This is a genomic window from Nitrobacter sp. (genome assembly GCF_047149785.1).
In the GTDB taxonomy this organism is placed as follows: Bacteria; Pseudomonadota; Alphaproteobacteria; order Rhizobiales; family Xanthobacteraceae; genus Nitrobacter.
On record NZ_BAAGBE010000001.1, the window covers coordinates 1788443 to 1813976 of the forward strand.

The following is a 25534-nucleotide window of genomic DNA, read 5'->3' on the forward strand; positions in this document are numbered from 1 at the left end:
TTTGAAGACCTGAGAGCGTATCAGCCGCGCGTACGCGATCGGATCATGAAAGTGTCGTAGGTATATTCGGCCACCTGCCACCACAGATACTCGTCAGAGCGATAAGCCTGCATGGTCTCGATCGTCTTCTTGAAGTCGGGATTCTTCGCGGAAATCTCGCTCCACAACTCATTCGTGGCTTTCAGGCAGGCATCAAGGATTTCGTTGCTGAAGGGCCGTAGCTGCGTTCCCCCCGCGACGAGCCGCTTGAGGGCCGTCGGGTTCTGCATGTCGTAACGGGCCGTCATCCAGGTGTTGGCGTTCGCCGCCGCGTTCGTGAGTACCGCCTGATAGGTCTTCGGCAACGTATTCCACTTCTCAAGATTGCAGAACGCGTGAACCGTCGGGCCGCCCTCCCAGAAGCCGGGATAGTAGTAATACTTCGCGACTTTCTGGAAACCCAGCCTTTCATCATCGTATGGACCGACCCACTCGGCCGCATCGATCGTGCCCTTTTCAAGGGACGGATAGACATCGCCGCCGGCAAGCTGTTGCGGAACGACGCCAACCTTCTGCAGCACCTGTCCGGCAATACCGCCGATTCTCATCTTCAAGCCCGCCAGGTCGGCGACCGTCTTGATCTCCTTGCGGAACCAGCCTCCCATCTGCGTGCCGGTATTGCCGCAGGGAAAACTGATGACGCCGAACTTCTTGAAGAACTCATTGGCGAGTTCATTGCCGCCGCCCTGATACAACCAGGAATTCTGCTGGCGCGCATTGAGGCCGAATGGGACGGACGCGAAGATCGCGAACGTCGGATCCTTCCCGACATAATAGTAAGACACCGTGTGGCTCATCTCGACCGTGTTATTTGCCGTCGCATCGAGCGCCTGCAATCCGGGAACGATCTCTCCAGCAGCAAAGAGCTGGATTTGAAATTTGTTGTCGGTCATTTCCGCGACTTGCTTCGCAAAATAATCGCCACCGCCATAGATCGTGTCGAGCGATTTCGGAAAGCTCGACGTCATGCGCCATTTGATCTCCGGCGCCGATTGCGCGATTGCCGGCGACGCTACGGCTGCGGCCGCCGCGCCGGTTGCCGAAACTTTCAAGAAATCACGACGTTTCATTCACACTCCTTACAGGACGCTTCCCTTGACTCCCGGCGAGCAGTCGTCGGCAGCTCGTCTTGGCTGGTGGTCCTCGATTCCAATCTTCGCGGAGAGGTCAGCCGAAACGGCACGCGGTCTCGGAATCGGATCGTTCGCACGGTCTTTAACACGGAGTTCGGCCGCTGAAAACGCACGGCAGCCACTCGCAGGTCCATCAAACAGACTTGAAAGCGGCCTGCGGAATGAGGGTTCTAGACTGCGGCGGTCGCGCTCCGAAGCTGGTCGCGGATGCGTCCGGCAATAGTGCGGTAGATCGCCGCGTGCGGTCCGTCAGGATCGCTCTCCACGACCGGACGACCTGAATCGGAGGTTTCGCGAATCGACATATGCAGCGGGACTTCGCCGAGGAACGGCACATCCAGCCGTTCCGCTTCATGTCGCGCGCCGCCGTGGCCAAAAATGTCGCTTCGCGTCCCGCAATGCGGACACTGGAAAAAACTCATGTTTTCGACAATGCCGAGAACCGGCACGTCGACCTTTTTGAACATGGCGAGCCCGCGCCGCGCGTCGATCAACGATAAATCCTGCGGCGTCGACACGATCACGGCGCCCTTGAGCGGCACGGTTTGCGCCAGCGTCAGTTGCGCATCGCCCGTCCCAGGCGGCATGTCGACGACCAGAACGTCGAGCTCGCCCCAGGCGACATCCCGCAACATCTGCCTGATTGCGGACGTCACCATCGGGCCGCGCCAGATCATCGCGCGCTCTTCATCGATCAGAAAACCAACCGACATGATCGCGAGACCGAACCGCGAAATCGGAATCATTTTCTTGTTGTCGTTCAATTGCGGCTTTTCCCGAATACCGGTCAGTCTCGGGATCGAGGGTCCGTAGATATCCGCATCGAGCAGACCGACGCGTAAACCGAGCGCCCGCAGGCCCAGCGCGAGATTGAGCGCGGTGGTCGACTTGCCGACGCCGCCCTTGCCCGATGCAACAGCGATAATGGCGGCAACGCCTGGAATATCCGCCTGCCGCGCCATCGGCGAACCCGAAGCGGGCGGCGACCGATGTGTCGACACATGCGGAATCCCCTGCGCGGACCGCGGCAGCGAACTTGCAGCGGCGGCGCCCGGCTTGCGTTCGGCGGTCAGAGCCACCAGCGCAACCGACACTCCCGGAATCGCGCGCACGGCCGCCTCCGCCTGGGCGCGAACGTCTTCCCATGCCCGGGTCTCCGACGCCTCGACTTTGATCGAGAAAAACACCTTGTCGCCGCTGACAGCGATCTCCGACAAAACGTCGGCGCCGGTGAGTGCCACGCCACTGGGGGAGAGGACACCGGCCAGTCGATCGAGAACTTGTTGCGATGTTACGTTCAAGTCGTCTCTCCGGAGCCGGTGCGCCCTGCTTCGCTCTACATGGCGATCCGCCGCACTCCGGTCAACGTCCACGCTTAACTAATCCAAAGACGGGGTTTGAGCGGACCCTTCAGCCACCGCATCGTAGTTAAGCTCGATCGTCACGCCGTTCGGGTCGCAGACGAAAATCTGCCAGATGGCTCCGCCGGGGACCTGGCGATCCCTGAAAGGGAAGCCTTTCGATTCCAGACGCTGTTTCATGCCGCTGAAGTCGCGGCTGGCGAAAGCGACGTGATGGACGACCCCGGAATCCGGCTTCTGCGGCTCCGAGGTCGGCGAGATGTCGACGAGGTGAACGACCGGCTTACCCTCGCTATAAAGCCACGCGCCGGGAAACGTGAAGTCCGGCCGATCGCCCTTGGTCAAACCGAGAATCTCCTCGTAAAAGCGCACGGACTCGGCAAGCTTGCGGGTCCGGATATTGAAATGATCGAGCACGCCCACGCTCATGTCACGGTGTCCTTTGTTTGACCGGCAACCGATTACCCAGCCAACCCTAACGCGTTTCGAAACGTCTTGGAATCCGCCGCCGCCCGCCCTCAAACCTCCGATCGCATCGCCGTCGCGTCCGCGCTCCTTCAGGATTTTCCGCTTTTGCCGCTATAGCCTCAAGGCTATGCTGGGCGGCGGGCGAGATTTGATCGCGACGCACTCATCCCGCTCTCATCCGCAAAACGCCCATCAAACAGGCTCGGCCGGAATGACGGCAAAACCCTTTTCTTGAACAAGGTTCGGACATGGCCAAAGTCGCATTTCTCGGTCTCGGCGTCATGGGATTCCCCATGGCAGGACATCTCGTCGCAAAGGGCGGCCACGAGGTGACCGTGTTCAATCGAACGCCGGCCAAGGCCAGGGCGTGGACAGACAAATTCGGAGGCAAATCCGCGCCGACGCCACAAGCGGCCGCCGAAGATCAGGATTTCGTGATGGCTTGCGTCGGCAACGATGACGACTTGCGCGCAATCACGGTCGGCGCCGGCGGCGCATTTGCCGCAATGAAGCGAGGCGCAACCTTTGTCGATCACACGACCGCCTCGGCCGAGGTTGCGCGTGAACTCGATGCCGAGGCGACCCGGCGCGGCTTCAATTTCGTCGACGCTCCCGTCTCCGGCGGGCAGGCCGGCGCGGAAAACGGCGTTCTCACCGTCATGTGCGGGGGAACGGAGAACGCTTACGCCGCCGCCGAACCGGTCATCGCGGCCTATGCCCGGATGTGCAGGCGGCTCGGCCCGGCGGGCGCGGGCCAGTTGACCAAGATGGTCAACCAGATCTGCATTGCCGGCCTCGTGGAAGGGCTGTCGGAGGGCATCCACTTCGCCAGGAAGGCCGGACTCGACGTCAGTTCGGTGGTCGAGGTGATCTCGAAGGGCGCCGCGCAATCGTGGCAGATGGACAACCGCTCCACGACGATGAACGAAGGGAAGTTCGATCACGGCTTCGCCGTCGAATGGATGCGCAAGGACCTTGCGATCTGCCTCTCCGAGGCCCGCCGCAACGGCGCCAGCCTTCCAGTTACAAGCCTGGTGGATGCCTTCTACTCGGAAGTCGAGAAAATGGGCGGCCGCCGCTGGGACACGTCGAGTCTTCTGGCGCGGCTTGAACGTTAACGGCTGCCGGATTCACAAGCGGCGTTTCGCCGCCGAAAGCGCTGTTCTCAGGAGGATTTAACGATCCATTAACCGAAATATCCTGCACTTTAAGGCAGCCCTTAATGATTTAGCGCCAGAGATATAAGCGAGTAAAGGCTCGCGCGGTCGCGTGCAGGATTTGTGTCTGGTTGATGAGTACCCCCGCCGATAAACCTGAAGTCGTCGAGCTTCCGGTCGCTCCCGCGATTGTGCCCTCCGCACGTCATCGCCGCGCCGCCACGCAGCGGGTCCGCGAAGCGCGGGACCGGTTGACCTCGACGAGCGGAACCCGCCCCGCATTCGATCACGAACTGCTCCGGCAATATGCGCAAACCCGGCTGTCGGCGTCCTTCGTGGTGATGCTGCTTGTGGTCTCGGCCGGTGTGCTGTTCGGCTTCTGGATGGCGCCCGCCTCGGCGGCGGCGTGGACCTTCGGGACGCTCTGCATCCATGTCGTTATCATCTACAATTGCAACACCTACCTTAAAAAGTCATCATTCTCCAGCAGCACGCGGAAATGGCGCGCGCGTTTCATCCTGCTCGATCTTTTGTATGGTTTGTGCTGGACGACGATCCTGGTCCATCCCGCCGGTTCGGATCCGGTCGCCAACACCCTGATGATGTTTCTGATGCTGCTGGTCGTGGCCGTATCAAGCATGCTCGCCGCCAGCTTGCCTATTGCCGCCTTTGCCGCAACGGCTCCGGTGACTTCAGCGATCGCGCTGAAGTTTGCGATCGACGGCACATTCAACAATTACGTCCTGGCCGTGCTCGCGCTGGTCGCGGAGGGCTACTTTGCATTGCTGGCGTACCGGCTGCATACCACAACGCTGGCGACCCTCGAGGCGCGCGCGGAAAAGGATGCCTTGATCGGTGAACTCGAGCAGGCAAAGGCCATTTCGGATGAGGCGCGACATCGTGCTGAATCGGCCAACGTCGCAAAATCACGATTTCTGGCTCAAATGAGTCACGAGTTGCGAACGCCGCTCAACGCCATCCTCGGATTCTCCGAAGTGATGAAGAGCGAGATTTTCGGAGAGCACGCGGTCGCGGTTTACAAAAGCTATTCGGCCGACATTCATAATTCCGGCGTTCATCTGCTGAACCTGATCAACGAGATCCTCGACCTGTCGCGGATCGAGGCCGGCCGTTACGAGCTCAATGAGGAAGCGGTGTCTCTTGCTCATGTCGTCGCCGACTGTCACCACTTGCTGAAGCTGCGCGCCTCCAGCCGGGGCATTACGATTCACGAGGTGTTCGAGCAGGGCATGCCGCGTATCTGGGGCGACGAGCGCGCCACCCGCCAGATCGTGCTCAACCTGTTGTCGAATTCGATCAAGTTCACGCCACAGGGCGGGGAGATCTGGCTGAAGGTCGGATGGACAGCCTCGGGCGGACAATACCTCAGCGTCAAGGACAGCGGGTCGGGAATCGCCGAAGACGAAATCCCGATCGTGCTGGCGTCGTTCGGGCAAGGCTCGAATTCGATCAAATCCGCCGAACAAGGCGCGGGCCTTGGATTGCCGATCGCCAAGAGTCTGATCGACATGCACGGCGGCACGTTCACCCTGCGGTCCAAGCTCCGCATCGGCACCGAAGTCATCGTCACCTTTCCACCGGAGCGCGTGATGTCCGCCCTCGCGCCGATGGGAGAAGAAGCCCCGCCGCTTCAACCCCCGCAAGCGGCCGATCCGGCAGCGGAGGAGAGACGCCGCCTGCGCAACAAGCCGATCATGAACGCCGGCACAGGTCTTTAGACAAAGCTTCGGGAGCACATGAATGACCGCCACGGTCCTGAATGAGTATCCAAACACCGTGCTGAGCACCTTGCATCAACCGGCCATGGCCGAAAATCCGGCGGGTGCGTTATGATCCGTATCCTGCTCGTGGTTGTGATGCTGGCGGCGACCGCGGGAGCCGTGGTCGCCTATGGCGATCCCGCGCGAATATCGGCTGCGGGAAGCCTGGTCTCGACCATGCTGCGCGAGGCCGCTGCCGGACCCCCGCGAAGCGTTCAGATTCCCCGCACCCGGAATGGCGATTTCACTCTGCACGCCAAGATCAACGGCGTGAGAACCGCGATGATCATCGACACCGGCGCGACCTCCGTTGTCCTCACCTACGAGACAGCTAAGGCCGCCGGGTTGCCGCTGGAGTTGCTGAACTATGACGTCGACGTCGAGACGGCCGGCGGACACGCGCGCGCGGCGCGGCTGACGCTTGACCGCCTTGCTGTCGGGAGGCTCGTCGAACGATCCGTGCCCGCGCTGGTCGTTCCACGCGGCCAGATGAAAACCAATCTTTTGGGGATGAGTTTCCTCAACCGACTCGAGAGCTGGGAAGTCCATGCAGACCGATTGATGCTGCACGGCTATCCATAAGCATCCGTCATTCCAGTGGGCCGGGAGGAGCGGTCGCATCAAACGGCGCCGCCAATGTCTCGTCATTGTCGATCCGCTCGGTCGGGAACGTCCGCCCACGATCAAGGACGTCGCATCATGACCCCGTGAGCGGATATCGTGAGCGGCGTTTCAGCGGTCGCGCAGCGCATGCCGAAGCGCACCGAGATCGATGCAACGACCGAGATCGTTCAGATCGACCGGAAGCCGCCGCCGCCAGTTGGGGTGCTCGTTCATCGTGCCCGGAATGTTCGGCTGATCCTTCGATCCAACCAGATCGTCGAGCGCGATCGCGAGGATGCGCGATGGCGTGCGCGCGAGGAATTCAATGGCTCCGTAAAAATCCCTCGGCGCGATATGTTCTTCGCCCAACTTCCATTCGAACGCGCGGCATGCATGCGCCCGCATCTCGTCCGTCTCGCCGGGATCGAGACCGAGCTCTCGCTTGACCCTGAGATCGAAATGCGATTGCCAGCCCGCGAACGACGCAAGGTCATGGGTGTTGAAGGTGACAAGGGCATTCGCCGCATAGCTCGATGGCCCGGCAAAAGCGCCATCATGGCCACGTTCGAACATCATCACTTTATAGGACCAAACCCCCCATTCGGCGAGAACGTCGCGAAAGCCGTCCGGCACCGTGCCCAGATCCTCCCCGATCGTGATGCAGCGCTGACCGACGCTCTCCTGCGCGATGACGCCGAGCAGCGCCTCCAACGGCATCTCCACATAGACGCCATCCCGCGGCGGTGCTCCCGACGGTATCAGGTAAAGCCGGTTGAGCCCGAGGACGTGATCCAGCCGTATGGCTCCTGCGAAACGCATCGATGCGCGCAGCATCTCCCGAAAGGGTGCGAAGCCGCTCGCCTCGAGTCCGGCGGCATTGAACCCCGCCAGTCCCCAGTCCTGTCCCGCCGTGTTGAGCTGATCGGGCGGCGCGCCAACCGAGAGCCCGCGCGAGATGGCGTTCTGCTCGTTCCAGGCGTCGAACCCGCCGGGCTGAACGCCGACGGCGACATCGAGATAAAGCCCGACCGCCATTCCGCGTTCGGCGGCAAGATCGGCGCATGACTGCAACTGGAACGCCGCGCACCATTGCATGAACTCCACGAATTCAATCTCGGCACGCCGCGGGCCGTTTCGAAAGGCCTGAATCCGTGCATCGTCGGGACGGCGCCACTCCTCCGGCCACTGCCACCACGGCAACGGAGCGAATTGCCGCCGCAGCACCTCGAAGCAGGCAAAGCGCTGCAGCAATCCGCCGCGCTCCCGCCTGAACGCCTCGAACCCGATTCGAGCGCTCGTATCTGCGGTATTGAATGCCTCGAACGCATGTCGGAGCGCTGCGAATTTCAATTCCGCGACGGCTGCGTAGTCGATCAGTTCGCCGTGGCGGACCTGATCGCGTCGCTCGCGATGCTGCGCCAGCCATGCGCGGGAAAAATCCGGCAACCGCTCGGGATCGATGTAAAGCGGATTGAGAAACAGACGGCTGTTCGGTGCATATGGACTGCATTCGAGCGGGCGATCATCGAACAGCGCATGAAGGGGATTGAGTCCGATGCCGGCGCAGCCCCAATCCGCGCTCAATTCGATCAGTGCGGCGAGGTCCGTGAAATCGCCGATTCCCCAATTGCGCGACGACGATAGCCCGTAGAGCTGAACCGACAGCACCCAGACTCTATCGAACGAACCTCGATGGGCTTTCCCTGGTGTCACCAGCAACGGAATGGAATCGATCGTATTTCCGGGCTCATTCTCGAGTTCCAGCCGATAGGTGCCGATTGCCACCGATTCCGGCAGATCGATCGTCGCCCCGGCCACGTATCCTCGCGCAAGCACGGCGTTGCCCTCAACGAGCCGCCAACCGATTCCGTTCGCCCCGGAGCCTACCGGCACACGACGATTGTCGGCGTCCGCGACGACAACGACGGGTTGCTTCAGATACGGGTGTCGCGAAGGGGACGGCAGACCATCGAGAACGGCGCGCAACCGCTCGCCGTTCACCACATGGCGATGGCCCTGCCCGTCCACAAATTCCAGATCGATGCCAAGATCGCGCGCCTTTGATTGAACGTCCATCCCCACGCCTCGAACCGAACGCGGTTTCGTCAGGATGAAGTTCCCGCGAAGAAAGGTAACGTCAGCGCAAGGTGACAAGTTCCACGGGGAACTTTGCGGCGACGCGAAGGTTAATCAGGCGGGTCCTCATCCACCAGCGGGTTAGCAGCGCGTGATGTCCGTATCAACGCAAAAGAACATGCCGTTACGGGCGGGCGAACGAGGCGCCACGGCAGGCAGCTTTCACATCGAGGACGTCTATCCCTGCGTTGACGCCGGGCGATTTTCGGTCAAGCGGCGCGTCGGCGAGACCGTCGAGGTTTGGGCGGACATATTCCGAAGCGGTCACGACATTATCGCCGCACAATTGATCTGGCGGCGCGAGCAGGAGCGCGACTGGCACAAGTCGCCGATGAACCTGCACGACAACGATCGCTGGTTCGGCAGCTTCACGCCCGGCGAGCCCGGGCGCTACGTCTATGCCATCGAGGCATGGACCGACGAATTCGCGACATGGAAGCATGGCTTCGAACTGAAGCAGAACGCCGGCCAGGACGTCACGCTCGATGCGCTGGAGGGCGCCGCATTGCTGACGCGCGCTCAGTATGGCAGCAAGGAAGCGACAACGATCATCGTCCGTCAGTGCGAGGAGTATCTGAAAAGCGGCGATCCCGGATGCCTGCTTGTGCCGGAACTGGCGAACGCCATGGCTGAAAGCCGCGAACGCGGCGATCTTACGCGCTCGCAGCTCTACCCGCTGACGATCGACCGTGACCTTGCGGTGGCGGGTGCGTGGTACGAAATGGTGCCACGCAGCCAGAGCGCGGTCTCCGGCAAGCACGGCACCTTCCGCGACTGCATCGCACGCCTGCCCGATATCGCCGCGATGGGGTTCGACGTCCTTTATTTGACGCCGATCCATCCGATCGGCCGCACAAATCGCAAGGGACGCAACAACGCGCTGACTGCCGCCGAAGACGACCCCGGCAGCCCCTACGCCATCGGCGCCAGGGAAGGCGGGCACGATGCGATTCACCCGGACCTCGGCACCTTCGACGACTTCCGTGATCTGATTGCCGCCTGCAAGGCGCATGGGATGGAGATCGCACTTGACATCGCGGTGCAGTGTTCGCCCGATCATCCCTGGCTGACGCAGCATCCGGACTGGTTCAAGCGGCGCCCCGACGGCTCGATGCGCTATGCGGAGAACCCTCCGAAGAAGTACGAGGACATCGTCAATCCGGATTTCAGTTGCGACGATGCCGGCTCGCTCTGGAACGCGCTGCGCGACGTTATCCTGTTCTGGGTGAACCAGGGCGTGCGCATCTTCCGGATCGACAATCCGCACACCAAACCGTTCAATTTCTGGGAATGGCTGATCCGCGAGGTCCAGACGAAAGACCCCGGCGTCATCTTTCTTGCCGAGGCGTTCACCCGGCCGAAGGTCATGAAGGGACTGGCGAAGCTCGGCTTCACACAGTCATACACTTACTTCACCTGGCGCACCCGAAAATGGGAAATCGAATCCTATCTCAACGAACTGACAGGATACCCGGAGCGCGATTACTACCGGCCGAATTTTTTCGTCAACACGCCCGACATCCTGCCCTATCACTTGCAAAGCGGCGAACCCTGGATGTTCAAGTCGCGCGTGGCGCTGGCGGCGACGCTGTCGAGCAGTTACGGGATCTACAATGGCTTCGAGCTTCTGGAGCACGAACCCATTCCGGGACGCGAGGAATATCTCAACTCGGAGAAGTACGAGATCAAGGTCCGCGACTGGAACGCACCGGGCAACATCAAGCCCTACATCGCAGCGCTTAACCAGGCGCGCCGCGCCAATCCGGCACTGCTGCAAACCCGCAATCTGAGATTTCTAGCGGTTGATAACGATCAGATCGTCGCCTTCGTCAAGCAAACGGCGGATGCCAGCAACACCATCGTCGGCGTCATCGCGCTGTCGCGCGATGACTGCGAATTCTGGCTGCCGCTCGATTCAATCCGAATGTTGGTCGCCGACGGACTGTCGCCCCCGGTCGCGCTCGAAAACCTCATGACCGGCGAGCGTCGCGCTATCGAGTGGGGCGGCGCACGTCTGAGGATCGATCCGCTCCGCGATCCTGCGCTTTTGTTTCGTTGTCTGGCGTGAGGTCCGCCATGAACGACATGACTCAAATCCGTACCGACAGATACGTCCAGACCGACGATCTCTGGTACAAGGACGCCATCATCTATCAGCTTCACGTCAAGGCGTTCGCCGACAGCAACAACGATGGCATCGGCGATTTCGCCGGCCTGACGGGCAAGCTCGATTACCTTCAGGAATTGGGCGTCACCACGCTGTGGCTGCTGCCGTTCTATCCCTCTCCCGGGCGCGACGATGGATATGACATCGCCGATTACGGTTCGGTCAATCCCGACTTCGGCACGATGAAGGACTTTCGGCGCTTTATCGCCGAAGCGAAGCGCCGTGGACTTCGCGTGATCACCGAGCTCGTCATCAACCACACCTCCGACCAGCACCGGTGGTTCAAGCGCGCCCAGCGCAGCCCGCCCGGATCGAGCGCGCGCAACTGGTATGTCTGGAGCGATACCGACAAGAAATACCAGGACACGCGCATCATTTTCACCGATACGGAAAAGTCGAACTGGGCCTGGGATGCCGAAGCCAATGCCTATTACTGGCACCGTTTCTTCACGCACCAGCCGGATCTCAATTTCGACAATCCGCGCGTGGTCAGGGCCGTCGTTCAGGTCATGAAGCGATGGCTCGATGCAGGTGTGGACGGCTTCCGGCTGGATGCCATTCCCTATCTCTGCGAGCGCGATGGCACCAACAACGAGAATCTTCCCGAAACGCATGCGGTGATCAAACACATTCGTGCGGAGCTCGATGCCTACGCCAAGGGCAAGGTGCTTCTGGCCGAAGCCAATCAATGGCCGGAGGATGTCCAGTCCTATTTCGGCGAGGGCGACGAGTGCCACATGGCCTACCATTTCCCGCTGATGCCGCGCATTTACATGGCGATCGCGCAGGAGGATCGCTTTCCGATCACGGATATCCTGCGGCAAACACCGGATATTCCGGCAAACTGCCAATGGGCTATGTTTTTGCGCAACCATGATGAGCTGACGCTCGAAATGGTGACGGATATCGAGCGCGACTATCTCTGGTCGACCTATGCCGCCGACCCCCGCGCGCGCATCAATCTCGGCATTCGCCGCCGCCTGGCTCCCTTGATGGACAATGACCGGCGCAAGATCGAGCTGATGAATTCGCTGTTGATGTCGTTTCCGGGCACCCCGATCATCTACTACGGCGACGAAATCGGGATGGGCGATAACATCTATCTTGGCGATCGCAACGGCGTGCGCACCCCCATGCAGTGGACTCCTGATCGCAATGGGGGATTTTCGCGATGCGACCCGGCGCGGCTCTATGCGCCACCGGTCATGGATGCCGTCTATGGCTACGAGTCCGTCAATGTCGAAGCCCAGTCGCGGAGCCTGTCGTCGCTCTTGAGCTGGATGAAGAAGCTGATCTCGGTGCGGAAATCCAGTCCCGCCTTCGGCCGAGGCGTCATGTCCTTCGTGCGTTCGTCGAATCGCAGCGTCCTCGCTTACGTGCGTCAATACGAGGACCAGGTCGTGCTTTGCGTCGCGAACCTGTCGCGATCGGCACAGGCTTCCGAGCTGGATCTGTCGCACTGGAAGGGCCGTTCGCCCGTCGAAATGCTCGGGCGGACCACCTTCCCCGATATCGGCGAGCTGGCTTACCTGATCACGCTCGCACCTTACGGATTCTATTGGTTCCGGCTGACCGAAAAGCCGCCGTCGCCGAATGTCGCGCCAATGATCGTGCCCGACTATGAGACCCTTGTGGTTCCGCTGGGCTCGACCTGGATGTCGCTGGCGCGGACCCGCTCGATTTTCGAGCGCGACGTCCTGCCTTCGCATCTCGCCCGCGCGCGCTGGTTTCCCGAACGTTCGGCCGGCGCCATCACCGCGCGCGTCCCGGCTGCGATACCGCTCATGAAAGATCAGATCTCCCGGCCATGGCTGATTATCTTCGACGTGACCCATCGCGGACAGTCGGGACGATACGCAATGCCGATCCGGATCCGCTGGGACCGGCTCGACCGTCGCAAGTTCGATCCCCAAAATATCGCCGCCGTGCGGCAGGGATCCCGCGAAGGAACCCTGATCGATACCGCCCATGAAACCGATCTGATCGCCGGCATCATCGACGGCCTGCGCCAACGGGCAACCTTCGAGGAAGGCGAGTTGCAGCTTGCCTACCGTCCCACGGAACGGCTCGCCTCGATTGCAGAAGAGCCGATCTCCAACGTTCGCGCGGTGCAAACCGAACAGTCGAACAGCACCGCATTGGTGGACAACAAGTTTGTCGTCAAGATCTATCGCAAGCTGGAAAACGGCGTCAATCCGGAAGTGGAAGTCGGCCGCTTTCTGACCGACGTCGCCGGGTTCGCCAACACGCCCGCGCTGCTCGGCAGCGCCGAACTGACGGGGCCGGATGTCGAGGCCGCCGTCGCCATCGTCCATGCCTTCGTCGGCAACCAGGGCGACGCTTGGACGGTCAGCAACGCCGCGCTGGATCGCTTTGTCGACGAGCAGCGGCTGGTCGGAGCGAACGATTCGGCTCCGGCGCTCGAGGAGAAGGCCGCATACCAGCGCTACATGGTGCAAACCGGCAAGCGGGTCGCGGAAATGCACGTCGCCCTGGCCAGCCGCGACGATATCGCAGATTTCCGCCCCGAGCCCGTGACGGCTTCGGACGTCGCGCACCTTATCGATCGCCTGATGGCGCGCGCCGAGAAAACGTTCGACCGCCTCGCCCAAGCCAAGCTCTCCGAGTCGGACCGATTTCTTGCCGACGAAATTCTGGGCTATCGCACCGCGTTGCGCACCCGGCTCGCCGAGCTGCTGCCACCCTCGATTCAAATGTACAACATCCGGCATCACGGCGACTTTCATCTCGGGCAGATTCTCGTCGTTCGCGACGACGTTTTTATCATCGACTTCGAAGGCGAGCCCCGTCGGAGCCTTCCTGAGCGACGGATGAAGGCGCCGGCGGCCCGTGACGTCGCCGGATTGATCAGGTCCATCGACTATTCCGTCACCTCCGCGCAGGAGCGCGCGCTCAAGACCGGAACGGACGAGGACGGACGGCTGGCTGCGGCGTTGTCGGCATGGCGGGACGAAGCGACGCGAACTTTCCTGACGGCCTACCGCGAAGCAATGCCTGACTCCCGGCTATGGCCGTTGGACAACGACGACGCCGAGAGCACGCTGCGATTCTTCCTGCTCGAAAAAGCGTTTTATGAAATCGATTATGAACTCGCGCATCGCCCGGACTGGCTGCGCGTCGCCTTGGGCGGCGCGCTTCGCGTGCTGCGCAAACAGGGAACGGACCGCGCATGACCGAACTGTCATCCGAAGCCCGCGCCATCGTCGAGGGACGGCATTCCGATCCTTTTCACTATCTCGGTCGCCATCGAGAGAACGACCGCCAGGTGGTTCGCGCCTATCTGCCTGAGGCATCCGAGGTGCGCGTCGTCGATGAGCACGGCAAAGAGTCAACGCTGACGCGTATTCATGACGCCGGACTTTTCCTGGGTAACCTGGCGGACGGCGCCGAACGCTACCGCCTTCGCGCCCGCTATGGCGCCGACACGGTCGAACTCGAGGACCCTTATCGCTTTTCGCCGATCCTCGGCGATTTCGATCTCTATCTGCTCGGCGAAGGCACGCATCAGCGGCTCTACGACAAGCTCGGCGCCCATCCGATGACGATGGACGGTGTGGACGGCATCGGTTTTGTCGTGCTTGCGCCCAACGCGCGGGCGGTCGCTGTCGTCGGCGATTTCAATTTCTGGAACCGAAGCCGGCATCCGATGCGCGTACGAAGCAACGGATACTGGGAATTGTTCATTCCCGGCGCACGCGTAGGCGATCGCTACAAATTCGCGATCACGGATCAGCGCGGTGATCTCCTGCCGCTGAAATCCGATCCGATGGCGTTTGCGGCGGAGGTACGACCGAACACCGCGTCGATCGTATTCGACGAGGCGGCGTTGACGCGTCCCATGTCTGCGCCCGCCGCCATCAATGCACGCAACGCTCCGATCTCGATCTACGAGGTCCATCTCGGGTCGTGGCGGCGCGGCGACGGCAACCGCTGGCTGTCCTATCGCGAAATCGCGGACGCCTTGCCGCGATACGCCAGCGAACTCGGCTTCACCCACATCGAGTTGATGCCGGTGAACGAGCATCCGTTCGACGGCTCCTGGGGCTACCAACCTACCGGCCTTTACGCACCGACCAGCCGTTTCGGCCCGCCTGAGGATTTCGCGCATCTGATTGATGCCTGCCACCACGCCGGGCTCGGTGTCTTGCTGGATTGGGTGCCCGGTCACTTTCCCGACGATCCCCACGGCCTCGGCCACTTCGACGGCACCTCGCTTTACGAACATGCCAACCCGTTGCAAGGTCGCCATCTCGACTGGGGCACGTTGATCTATAACTACGGCCGCACCGAAGTCGTCAATTTCCTCGTCGCCAATGCATTGTTCTGGCTCGATCGCTACGGCGTTGATGGCCTGCGCGTCGATGCCGTCGCCTCCATGCTCTATCTCGATTACAGCCGCCCCGAGGGCGGCTGGATTCCCAACAAGCATGGCGGCCGTGAAAATCTTGAAGCCATCGAATTTCTGCGCCGTTTCAATCGAGAGGTATTCGGACAGTTCCCGCACGCGACAACGGTGGCCGAAGAGTCGACGGCGTGGCCGCAGGTCTCGCGCCCGGCCGAGTTCGGCGGCTTGGGGTTCGGCTACAAATGGAATATGGGCTGGATGCACGACACCCTGAACTACATCGGCAAGGATCCGATCTACCGCAAGCACCACCACGACCAGATCCTGTTCGGACTGCATTATGCATTCTCGGAGAACTTCATCCTGCCGCTGTCGCATGATGAGGTCGTGCATGGAAAGCGGTCGATCCTTGGCCGCATGCCGGGCGATGACTGGCAGCGTTTTGCGAACCTGCGCGCATACTACGCGTTCATGTTCGGCCACCCCGGCAAGAAGCTGATGTTCATGGGCGCGGAGTTCGGTCAGGAACGCGAATGGAACCACGATCGCGCTCTCGACTGGCACCTCCTCGATCAAGGCCGTCACCGGGGAATCCAGGCTCTCGTTCGTGACCTCAACGCACTCTATCGCGAACTGCCCGCACTGCACGAACTGGATTGCGACCCGTCAGGCTTCGAATGGATCATCGCCGACGACAATGACCGCAGCGTCTTCGCATGGATGCGCAAAGGAGAAAATGGACGGGCGCGCTGTCTGGTGATCGCCAACTTTACCCCGACCGTTCATCGCGACTATCGCGTGCGGGTGCCCTTTGCCGGCCAGTGGCGCGAAACGCTCAATACCGATTCCGCTCATTACGGCGGAAGCAACGTCGGCAACAGCGGCACGGTGGAGACACTGGACGGGATCATTCCCGAACTCGGCCTGACGCTGCCGCCGCTCGCGGTCATCTTCCTGGTGCCGGAACCTGCATGATGAGGATCTCGGAAGGCACGCATGTCCGCCTCGGTTCGAACTGGGATGGGCGCGGCACGAACTTCGCCCTCTTTTCGGCTCATGCGGAAAAGGTCGAACTCTGCCTGTTCGACAGCCACGGGCGACGGGAAATCGAGCGCATAGCCCTGCCCGAGCACAACGAGAACGTCTGGCACGGCTATCTGAGCGATGTCGCGCCGGGCCAGCTCTATGGCTATCGCGTCTACGGACCCTACGAACCCCAGCACGGTCATCGCTTCAATCACCACAAACTGCTGCTCGATCCTTACGCCAAGAAAGTCAGCGGACGGCTGGTCTGGAGCGACGCGCACTTCGCCTACCGCACCGGAAGCCCGCGCGAGGACCTGTCGTTCGACCGGCGTGACAATGCGCGCGCCATGCCGAAGGCCACCGTCACCGACGAGACATTCAACTGGGGCCGGCGCGAACCGCGTCCCAGTGTTTCCTGGGAAGACACGATCGTCTACGAAGCTCATGTCAAGGGCCTGACCAGGACGCGTCGAGACATTTCTCCTGAACTGCGCGGGACCTACCGCGCGCTCGCGGCGCCCGCCATGATCGATCACCTGCGACGACTCGGCGTCACCACGATCGAGCTTCTGCCGATTCATGGTTTCGTCGATGACCGCCAACTGGTCGAGCGCAAGCTGAATAACTATTGGGGCTACAATTCCATTTCGTTTTTCGCGCCGGAGCCGCGCTACGCCAAGGATGGCGCGCTTGACGAATTTCGCATGGCCATCGCCCGCCTTCACGACGCCGGCTTCGAGGTCATGCTCGACGTCGTCTACAACCATACCGCAGAAGGAAACCACCTCGGGCCGACGCTGTCGTTCCGCGGCATCGACAACGCCTCCTACTATTGGTTGATGCCGGACAATCCCCGCTACTACGACGACTTCACAGGCACCGGCAACTCGTTGAACCTGACACACCCTCGCGTGCTGCAAATGGTGATGGACTCTCTGCGATATTGGGTCGAAGTCTGCCACATCGACGGCTTCCGCTTTGATCTCGCCAGCACGCTGGCGCGCGGTCCCCATGGATTCGACCGTAAAAGCTCCTTTTTCAATGCGATCCGGCAGGATCCCGCTCTCGCCGCCGTCAAGCTTGTCGCCGAGCCCTGGGATATCGGCGCCGGCGGCTATCAGGTCGGTGGATTTCCTTCACAATGGTCCGAGTGGAACGACCGGTATCGCAGCACTTTGCGCCGTTACTGGGCCGGCGAAGGAAATCTGATCGGCGACGTCGGCGGCCGCATGACCGGATCGTCGGATCTCTTCAATCATGACGACCGATCGCCGCGCGCCGGCATCAATCACGTCACCGTTCACGACGGTTTTACGCTCGCCGACCTGTTCTCCTATAACGAGAAACACAACGAGGCCAACGGCGAGGACAATCGCGACGGCTCCAATGACAATCACAGCAACAACTGCGGCAACGAGGGGCCGACCGACGATCCCACGATCGTCGCGCTCCGCCGCCAGCTTCGCAAGAACCAGCTTGCGTGCCTGCTGCTCGCTCAGGGCGTTCCGCTTCTCCTTGCGGGCGATGAGGTCGGCAACAGCCAGAATGGAAACAACAACGCCTATTGCCAGGACAACGAGATCGGTTGGATCGACTGGAGCGGACTTGGCCACGAGGGCGACGACATGACCGACTTCGTCGGACGTCTTACCGCCATCCGCAGACGCTTTGCGCAGATCAGGTCGCGCCAATGGGTGGTCGGAAAGAAAGCTGACGGCTCCTCTGGCGTGCTGTGGCTGACGCCGGACGGGAATGAAATGACCGAAGCGGATTGGAACTTTCCCGAAGGACGGTTTCTCTCCTACGTGCTCGGGCCCATGGAGCACGGCCAGCAGGCAATCTATATCGTGCTTAACGCTGCGCCTGAGCCGATCGAGTTCAAGATGCCGAATATGGAGGAGTACAAGACATGGGCGATCGTGCTTCACACGACCGACAATGATGCAGAAGGCAGCACGCACAGCCCCCACGCGACCATGCAGGCGCCGCCCCGCAGCGTGATCGCGTTTGCAGGCCAGCCATGAGAACCGGCCGCTTCGGCCCCGTTCTTCGGCCGGACGGCGCGACGTTCCGGCTCTGGGCGCCCGCGGCCGACGAAGTCGCCGTCATCACCGACACCACGCACACGATGGCAAAAGATAGCGGCGGCTGGTTCATCGCCGAGGTGGCCGCGGCGCGATCCGGCACGCGCTATCATTACCGAATCGACCGCGACACGGACGTTCCCGATCCGGCTTCATCATATCAGCCCCGTGACGTTTCCGGTCCGAGCGAGCTTGTCGATCACGGCAGCTTCCGGTGGAAAACGGCCGGCTGGCTTGGCAGGCCGTGGCACGAGACGGTCATCCTCGAATGCCATGTCGGCACCTTTACGCCGGAGGGCACTTATCGCGCCATGATCGGAAAGCTCGATCATCTGGTCTCGACCGGGATCACCGCACTCGAACTGATGCCGCTCGCCGACTTCGCCGGGGCGCGGAACTGGGGCTACGATGGCGCGCTGTGGTACGCGCCGGATCACGTTTACGGCACGCCGGACGATCTCAGGGAATTGATCGATCAGGCCCACCTGCGCGGACTGATGGTCTTTCTCGACGTCGTCTATAACCATTTCGGGCCGGAAGGAAATTATCTTTGGCGCTATGCACCGCAGTTTTTCTGCGACGCAGAGACGCCATGGGGGAGCGCGATCGACTATCGCGTTCCCGAAGTTCGCGCCTTCGCTGTCGACAATGCGCTGCATTGGCTCGACAACTATCGGCTGGACGGCCTTCGTCTCGACGCAGTGCATGCCCTCGCCGAGACAGGAGAGCCCTCGATCCTCAACGATATCAGCCGCGCTGTCGGCGATCTGGCACGACAAAGCGGACGACATATCCACCTTGTGCTGGAGAACGACAATAACGGCGCGGCGCTGCTCGATCCGTCTTCGTGCATTCCGGATGGAAAGTATCGCGCACAATGGAACGACGACTACCATCACGTCTGGCACGTCATCCTCACCCAGGAGACGCACGGCTATTATGGCGACTACGCCACGCAACCGCGCCAGCTTCTCGCGCGGACGCTGCGCGGCGGCTTTGCCTATCAAGGCGAACCCTCGGCTCATCGCGGCGGGCGCGCGCGCGGGGAACGGATCGGCACGCTGCCGCCTGCCGCCTTCGTAAACTTTCTTCAGAACCACGACCAGATCGGCAACCGCGCGCTGGGCGACCGCCTCGAATGGACCGCCGACGCGCGAGCCATCGAGGCCGCGCTCGCGATCACCCTGCTCGCGCCCATGCCGCCGCTGATGTTCATGGGCGAGGAATGGGGAGCGACGACGCCGTTTCCGTTCTTCTGCGACTTCACCGGCGACCTTGCCGATGCGGTGCGAGCCGGACGACGAAGGGAATTCGCCGAAGCCTACGAAATGTTCGGGGATGAGGTACCCGATCCTCTCGCGCAGTCAACGTTCGAGTCGGCTGTTCTGGCGTGGCCCGAGAACGGTCAACACCTGCCGCGCCACGCGCTCGTCAGGGAATTGTTGCGGGTTCGCAGGGACGCGCTTGGGCCACACCTCGGCCACGCCGCATTTGCTTCCGCCGAACTGCGCCAAAACGATCGCCTGTTGATCGCATACTGGCGTCTCGGCAACAGCGCACTCTTGCATCTTCGCGCCAATATCTCGGATCACAACGTCACCAACGATGCATCTGCAATGCCGGGCCGCCTGATCTGGGGCGGAGAGCCGCCTGCGCGCTTGCCGGCCTGGTCCGTATTCTGGTCCATGGGAGCGACCTGATGGACGGCGGCATTCCGCTTGCAACTTATCGCCTGCAATTCACGTCGCGTTTCACTTTTGATGGCGCTGCGGCCATCGTTCCGTATCTCAAGAAACTGGGCGTCACCCATATCTATGCATCGCCCTTCATGAAGGCACGGCAGGGCAGCACTCACGGCTACGACATCGTCGATCACAATGTTCTCAACCCTGAGCTCGGCGGTGAAGACGGATTCAATCGGCTGAGCGCGGCTCTGGCGTCTCATGAGATCGGCCTGATCCTCGATTTTGTTCCAAACCATATGGGCGTTCACCATGCGGACAATGCCTGGTGGCTGGATGTGCTCGAATGGGGTCCGAAGTCGGCGTTCGCAGATACCTTCGACATCGATTGGGACATACTTCCGTTCCGCAGCAAGCCCGGACTGTTGCTTCCGATATTGGGATCGCCTTACGGCGTTCCGCTCACGCGAGGCGAAATCGAGTTGAAGTATGATCCGCGGGAGGGAAGTTTCTCAGCCTGGTATTTCGAACACCGGCTCCCGATCGTACCGGATCGCTACAGCGACATCCTCAAGACCATCGCGGGCCAGATTCCGCCGAATTCCACCCGCGACGACCTGCTCTCCGTCGCCATGCGCTATGGCAGCCGGAAAAGCCGCGAGCGCGATCGTGCATCAGCGCTCAAACGCGACATAGCAGCCGTCGCTGGCGGTGCAGTCGCCATCCGGCAGGGCCTTGAGGCTTATCGCGCCGGCCCTGACAGGCCCGCGCAGACCGAAGCCCTTCATCGCCTGCTGGAACGGCAGCATTACAGACTCGCGCACTGGAAGCTTGCAACCAGCGACATCAACTATCGACGATTTTTTGACGTGAACTCGCTGGCGGGAATTCGCGTCGAGGATCACGATACGTTCGACCATGTTCATGCTCTCGTCCGCCGCTTGATCGCCGAAAACAAGATTCAAGGCCTGCGGCTCGATCATATCGACGGATTGTACGATCCTGCGCAGTATTGCAGACGTCTCCGGCGCCTGGTCCACGAAGCCCAGGGCGCACATCGCCGTCCGTTTTATCTGTTGATCGAGAAGATTCTGGAAGATGACGAAGCCCCGCCAAAATTCGCCGGCATCGAGGGTACCACGGGTTACGAGTGCCTGAACGCCATTTCCCGAGTGCTCGCCGACGAGAATGGCCTGGAGACCCTCGACGAAGTCTGGCGTCAGGCCAGCGATATCGCACCCGCATTCGATCCCATATTGCGGGCCGCAAAGCGGCGAGTGATCGAGACTCTCCTCGCGAGCGAATTCACCGTTCTCACCCGATTGCTGGCCCGCATCGCCGCCGGTCACTACTCCACGCGCGATTATTCCGCCGACAGTCTTCGGCAGGCCTTCGAGTTGTTCGTCCTGCATTTTCCGGTGTATCGCACCTACATCACGCCGGCGGGACCGACCGAGGGCGAGCGAAAGCTCATTGCCGAGACGATCGCGAAAGCGCGGCAGGAGTGGTTCGCCGCCGATGATGGGATTTTTGACTTTCTTCAGGACGCGCTGACGCTCGATCTGCTAGCCCCCGGACGGTCGGGGCATAGCCGTCGGCGGGTCCGCCGGTTCGCGCTCAAAGTCCAGCAGTTCACCGGGCCGACGATGGCCAAGTCTCTCGAAGATACGGCCTTTTATCGTTATCACCGCCTTCTTGCTTTCAACGAAGTCGGAGGAAACCCGGCCGCACCGGCTCTCGATGTCGACGGCTTTTACCGAAAGATGCTTCAGCGCGCCGGCCGCCAGCCGCACGGACTGAGCACTACAGCCACCCACGACACCAAGCGCGGCGAGGACGCGCGCACCCGGATACTCGCGCTAACCGAATTGTCGGCCGAATGGGCGAGCATGGTGGGACGCTGGAAAACCTGGAACGCGGGATTGGTTTCTACGAGCAACGGCACCCGCAGCCCGTCGGTGGCGGACGAATACATGCTGTATCAGGCACTGATCGGCGCCCTTCCCCTCGACGACATCGAGCCTGCGTTTGTCGCGCGAATGAAGGCATACGCCGAGAAAGCCTGTCGCGAGGCCAAATTGCAAACAAGCTGGCTGAATCCCGACTCGGTGTACGAAGACGGCGTCCGGAAATTTCTGACCGGCATTCTGAATGAACACCGGTCGCCCGAATTTCTCCAATCCCTGAAAAGCTTCGCGCGCCGCACATCGCTGATCGGCGCGTTGAACTCGCTGACCCAGATTACCTTGAAAGCAACGATTCCCGGCGTTCCGGATTTTTACCAGGGCACCGAGCTTTGGGACTTCTCGCTGGTTGATCCGGATAACCGGCGGCCGGTGGATTTCGCGGCGCGCCAAGCCATTCTCGATGCCGATGCGACCGATATGGCGGCGCTAGCCGAGAGCTGGAAGGATGGCCGTATCAAGCTGCTTTGGACGCATCGCCTTCTGGACATGCGCAAGCGCCACGCCAAGGTTTTCACCAATGGGGATTTCAGACCGCTCGCCGTGGAAGGCGCGCATCGCCGTCACGTTATCGCATTTGCCCGCGCTTACCGCAGCGAGGCCATCGTTGTCGCGGCCTTACGGCACTTTGCGCCATTCACGGACGCCGGCATGATGTGGCCGGCGTTTGATCGCCTCGATGCCCGCGTGGATCTCGGCAATCTGGCTATTACTCATCCGGCCGCAAGGGAACGAAAACTTGACCTCAAGCGACTGTTCGACCGCCTTCCGGCAGCTTTGCTGCCGGCGCGCATTTCCACAGAGTTCGCGATCGCTCGGTCCAGGCGGCTGGAGCAGAGGTTCCAAAAACAAAACAAGCGCGATACGGTCCAAGTGAAGAACCACAAAACCGCCAATTGAGCACGGACTGCGAGAAACATCTTAAAATTTCTGGCGAAGTCGCGGCTGGGCATCACCAACGATGGCGGAAACAGATCGGATTGCAGGATGGTCTTTGAATTCTCTCCAAAGCGACATCGCGTTCCCGAAAATAACGCGTCGATCCGGCCCAGATCCGGAGACGATGACATCGCGGAGATCAAGAGCGCGATACTGTCCAAGATCGTTCTGGTCGCCGGGAAGGATGTGAAGCGCGCCAATATCCATGACTGGTATATCGCAGCGGCGCTGACGTTGCGCGACCGCATCGTCTATCAATGGCTTCAATCCGACCGCGCCGCCCAGAGCCGAGGCGACAAGCGCGTTTATTATCTGTCTCTTGAGTTTCTGATCGGGCGGTTGCTGACCGACGCTTTGACGAACATGTCGCTGATGGAATCGTTCCGCACGGCCATCGAGGATCTCGGCATTGACTTCGACGCGTTGCGCGACGTGGAACCTGACGCGGCGCTGGGCAACGGAGGCCTGGGACGACTCGCCGCGTGTTTCATGGAAAGCATGGCGACGCTTGCAATTCCGGCGTATGGCTACGGCATTCGCTATGAACACGGGTTGTTTCGCCAGATCATTTCAAATGGATGGCAGGAGGAATTTCCCGAACAGTGGTTGCGGTCGGGAAACCCTTGGGAATTCGAACGCGGCGACGTCGTGTTCGATATCCACTATGGCGGGCGTCTGGAACGCTTGGAACAGGCCGACCCGCCAAGAACGCTTTGGATACCGGATGAAACCATTCAGGCGGTCGCCTACGATACGCCGGTCGTCGGCTGGCGCGGCCGTCACGTCAACGCGCTGCGACTATGGTCCGCACGCGCCGTCGATCCGATGCGCCTCGACACCTTCAACAGCGGGGACCACCTTGGCGCGATGTCGGAGATGGCGCGCGCCGAGGCGATCTCGAAATTCCTTTATCCAAGCGACGAAACGCCGGCCGGCCGCGAATTGCGCCTGCGCCAGGAATACTTTTTCGTTTCCGCCTCGCTGCAGGATATCCTCGACCGACATCTGCATACCGACGGCGACATCCGGTCGCTGCCATCCCACGCGGCGATTCAGCTCAACGATACCCATCCCAGCCTCGCCGTTCCCGAACTGATGCGGCTGCTGACAGACAAATATCAAATCGATTGGGGCGATGCCTGGGACATCACCACCAGGACAATCTCCTACACCAACCATACTCTGTTGCCGGAAGCGCTTGAGACCTGGCAGGCCGAATTGTTCGCTCGAATGCTGCCACGCCATCTCGACATCATTTACCGGATCAATGCGGACCATCTTACGGCTGCGGAAAAGCATTCGGGAGCCGATAGCCGATTTAGCGCATCGGTATCGCTGATCGACGAAACCGGCGGCCGCCGCGTTCGCATGGGCCATCTCGCCTTCGTCGGCTCTCATCGCATCAATGGCGTTTCCGCCATGCATAGCGAACTCATGCGCGAAACCGTGTTCGCCGACCTGAACAGCCTTTATCCGGGCCGCATCACCAACAAGACCAACGGCATCACCTTCCGCCGCTGGCTGCATCAATGCAATCCGAAGCTTACCTCTCTGCTGCAGGATGCATGCGGTGGCGCCGTGCTGGATGAGCCTGAGCGGCTGCGGACGCTCGAGCGATTGTCGGACGACCACGCGTTCCAACAGAAGTTTCAGGCCATAAAGCGAGCGAACAAGGTCGCGCTCGCGCGGGTCATAACTGACCGGCTTGGTATTGTCGTCGATCCGACGGCACTGTTCGACGTCCAGATCAAGCGCATCCATGAATACAAGCGTCAGCTTCTCAACGCGATAGAGACGGTTGCGTTGTATCAAGCAATACTTGCAAATCCCGAAGGCAACTGGACGCCGCGCATCAAGATTTTTGCCGGGAAAGCCGCCGCGAGCTACCGGCAGGCCAAGCTGATCATCAAGTTCATCAACGACATCGGCAGCGTGATCAACAACGATCCCGCGATCAGGGGCCTCCTCAAGGTGGTCTTCATTCCGAACTATAATGTCAGCGCCGCTGAAGTGATCGTGCCGGCGAGCGACCTGTCCGAACAGATTTCCACCGCCGGCATGGAAGCTTCCGGAACAGGCAACATGAAGCTCGCGCTGAACGGCGCAATCACAATCGGAACGCTTGACGGCGCCAATATCGAAATTCTCGAGCATGTCGGCGAGGACAATATTTTTATCTTCGGCATGAAAGCAGATGAGGTCGTCCGCCACCGCGCCACGGGACTGGACGCCACCGACGTCATCTCATCGTCGCCGAGACTGGCCGGCGTGATCGAAGCCATTGAGCGCGGCGTATTTTCGCCGGACGACGTTTCGCGTTTTGCGCCCATCGCGCACGCGCTGCGGTTTCTCGACCACTATCTGGTTTCAGCGGATTTCGAGGATTACTACCGCACGCAACGCGCCGTCGACATGAAGTGGGGCGGTCCGGAGTGGGCTCGCTCCAGCATTCTCAATGTGGCGCGCATGGCGTGGTTCTCGTCCGACCGCACCATCCGGGAATATGCCGAGGATATCTGGAATATTCCTCTGACCTGAGAACCGCCGCGCAATACGGCAGCATCCTTCTGAAAGGGAGGCGCCGGCGGGGTGAGAGCCGCCGGCGCGGTCGACAAGCGATCCCTGCGG

The 25534-nt window shown here is 61.1% G+C and carries 14 protein-coding genes; 10 read left to right on the top strand and 4 right to left on the bottom strand.

What is annotated here, in order from left to right:
* Window positions 1-20: 20 nt before the first annotated feature.
* The 3 genes from ACMDCM_RS08250 to ACMDCM_RS08260 form a co-directional block, all read right to left on the bottom strand.
* On the bottom strand, window positions 21-1109 hold the full coding sequence (locus ACMDCM_RS08250) for a TRAP transporter substrate-binding protein (protein WP_412773107.1): 1089 nt from the start codon (window positions 1107-1109) through the stop codon (window positions 21-23).
* 233 nt (window positions 1110-1342) lie between these two features.
* On the bottom strand, window positions 1343-2473 hold the full coding sequence (gene apbC, locus ACMDCM_RS08255) for an iron-sulfur cluster carrier protein ApbC (RefSeq protein ID WP_412773108.1): 1131 nt from the start codon (window positions 2471-2473) through the stop codon (window positions 1343-1345).
* Between the two features lie 78 nt (window positions 2474-2551).
* Window positions 2552-2962, bottom strand: a complete 411-nt coding sequence (locus ACMDCM_RS08260) for a VOC family protein (protein ID WP_412773109.1) — start codon at window positions 2960-2962, stop codon at window positions 2552-2554.
* Window positions 2963-3249: 287 nt separating this feature from the next.
* Here ACMDCM_RS08260 and ACMDCM_RS08265 point away from each other — a divergent pair, with 287 nt between their 5' ends.
* The 3 genes from ACMDCM_RS08265 to ACMDCM_RS08275 all read left to right on the top strand — a co-directional run bounded on the left by ACMDCM_RS08265 (window position 3250) and on the right by ACMDCM_RS08275 (window position 6521).
* Window positions 3250-4119: an NAD(P)-dependent oxidoreductase gene (locus ACMDCM_RS08265; protein ID WP_412773110.1), complete on the top strand. Its 870-nt coding sequence runs from the start codon at window positions 3250-3252 to the stop codon at window positions 4117-4119.
* A gap of 173 nt (window positions 4120-4292) precedes the next feature.
* Window positions 4293-5897, top strand: coding sequence for a sensor histidine kinase (locus ACMDCM_RS08270; protein WP_412773111.1), 1605 nt, complete (start codon window positions 4293-4295; stop codon window positions 5895-5897).
* Window positions 5898-6008: 111 nt separating this feature from the next.
* On the top strand, window positions 6009-6521 hold the full coding sequence (locus tag ACMDCM_RS08275) for a TIGR02281 family clan AA aspartic protease (RefSeq protein ID WP_412773112.1): 513 nt from the start codon (window positions 6009-6011) through the stop codon (window positions 6519-6521).
* A 150-nt stretch (window positions 6522-6671) separates the two neighbouring features.
* On the opposite strand, the gene malQ is transcribed toward ACMDCM_RS08275, so the two are convergent.
* A complete protein-coding gene (gene malQ / locus ACMDCM_RS08280; RefSeq protein WP_412773113.1) occupies window positions 6672-8618 on the bottom strand; it encodes a 4-alpha-glucanotransferase in 1947 nt (648 codons plus the stop codon).
* Window positions 8619-8772: 154 nt separating this feature from the next.
* On the opposite strand from malQ, the gene ACMDCM_RS08285 reads away from it, so the two are divergent.
* The 7 genes from ACMDCM_RS08285 to ACMDCM_RS08315 all read left to right on the top strand — a co-directional run bounded on the left by ACMDCM_RS08285 (window position 8773) and on the right by ACMDCM_RS08315 (window position 25444).
* On the top strand, window positions 8773-10746 hold the full coding sequence (locus tag ACMDCM_RS08285) for an alpha-1,4-glucan--maltose-1-phosphate maltosyltransferase (protein ID WP_412773114.1): 1974 nt from the start codon (window positions 8773-8775) through the stop codon (window positions 10744-10746).
* 8 nt (window positions 10747-10754) lie between these two features.
* Window positions 10755-14039 (top strand): maltose alpha-D-glucosyltransferase, encoded by a 3285-nt coding sequence (gene treS, locus ACMDCM_RS08290; RefSeq protein ID WP_412773115.1) that lies wholly within the window; start codon window positions 10755-10757, stop codon window positions 14037-14039.
* A complete protein-coding gene (glgB, locus tag ACMDCM_RS08295) occupies window positions 14036-16186 on the top strand; it encodes a 1,4-alpha-glucan branching protein GlgB (protein ID WP_412773116.1) in 2151 nt (716 codons plus the stop codon). Before treS ends, glgB begins: the two co-directional genes overlap by 4 nt.
* A complete protein-coding gene (gene glgX, locus ACMDCM_RS08300; protein WP_412774701.1) occupies window positions 16186-18261 on the top strand; it encodes a glycogen debranching protein GlgX in 2076 nt (691 codons plus the stop codon). The genes glgB and glgX overlap by 1 nt, the downstream gene beginning before the upstream one ends.
* Window positions 18258-20021, top strand: coding sequence for a malto-oligosyltrehalose trehalohydrolase (gene treZ / locus ACMDCM_RS08305; RefSeq protein ID WP_412773117.1), 1764 nt, complete (start codon window positions 18258-18260; stop codon window positions 20019-20021). The genes glgX and treZ overlap by 4 nt, the downstream gene beginning before the upstream one ends.
* Window positions 20021-22867 (top strand): malto-oligosyltrehalose synthase, encoded by a 2847-nt coding sequence (treY, locus tag ACMDCM_RS08310; RefSeq protein WP_412773118.1) that lies wholly within the window; start codon window positions 20021-20023, stop codon window positions 22865-22867. The genes treZ and treY overlap by 1 nt, the downstream gene beginning before the upstream one ends.
* A gap of 87 nt (window positions 22868-22954) precedes the next feature.
* Entirely contained in the window at window positions 22955-25444 is a 2490-nt protein-coding gene (locus ACMDCM_RS08315) for a glycogen/starch/alpha-glucan phosphorylase (protein WP_412773119.1), read from the top strand.
* Window positions 25445-25534: the final 90 nt, after the last annotated feature.

Coding starts and splice junctions, on each gene's coding strand:
- ACMDCM_RS08250 (WP_412773107.1), bottom strand. CDS start 1,109: ATGAAACGTCGTGATTTCTTGAAAGTTTCGGCAACCGGCGCGGCGGCC.
- ACMDCM_RS08260 (WP_412773109.1), bottom strand. CDS start 2,962: ATGAGCGTGGGCGTGCTCGATCATTTCAATATCCGGACCCGCAAGCTT.
- ACMDCM_RS08265 (WP_412773110.1), top strand. CDS start 3,250: ATGGCCAAAGTCGCATTTCTCGGTCTCGGCGTCATGGGATTCCCCATG.
- ACMDCM_RS08270 (WP_412773111.1), top strand. CDS start 4,293: ATGAGTACCCCCGCCGATAAACCTGAAGTCGTCGAGCTTCCGGTCGCT.
- ACMDCM_RS08275 (WP_412773112.1), top strand. CDS start 6,009: ATGATCCGTATCCTGCTCGTGGTTGTGATGCTGGCGGCGACCGCGGGA.
- malQ (WP_412773113.1), bottom strand. CDS start 8,618: ATGGACGTTCAATCAAAGGCGCGCGATCTTGGCATCGATCTGGAATTT.
- ACMDCM_RS08285 (WP_412773114.1), top strand. CDS start 8,773: ATGTCCGTATCAACGCAAAAGAACATGCCGTTACGGGCGGGCGAACGA.
- treS (WP_412773115.1), top strand. CDS start 10,755: ATGAACGACATGACTCAAATCCGTACCGACAGATACGTCCAGACCGAC.
- glgB (WP_412773116.1), top strand. CDS start 14,036: ATGACCGAACTGTCATCCGAAGCCCGCGCCATCGTCGAGGGACGGCAT.
- glgX (WP_412774701.1), top strand. CDS start 16,186: ATGAGGATCTCGGAAGGCACGCATGTCCGCCTCGGTTCGAACTGGGAT.
- treZ (WP_412773117.1), top strand. CDS start 18,258: ATGAGAACCGGCCGCTTCGGCCCCGTTCTTCGGCCGGACGGCGCGACG.
- treY (WP_412773118.1), top strand. CDS start 20,021: ATGGACGGCGGCATTCCGCTTGCAACTTATCGCCTGCAATTCACGTCG.
- ACMDCM_RS08315 (WP_412773119.1), top strand. CDS start 22,955: ATGGTCTTTGAATTCTCTCCAAAGCGACATCGCGTTCCCGAAAATAAC.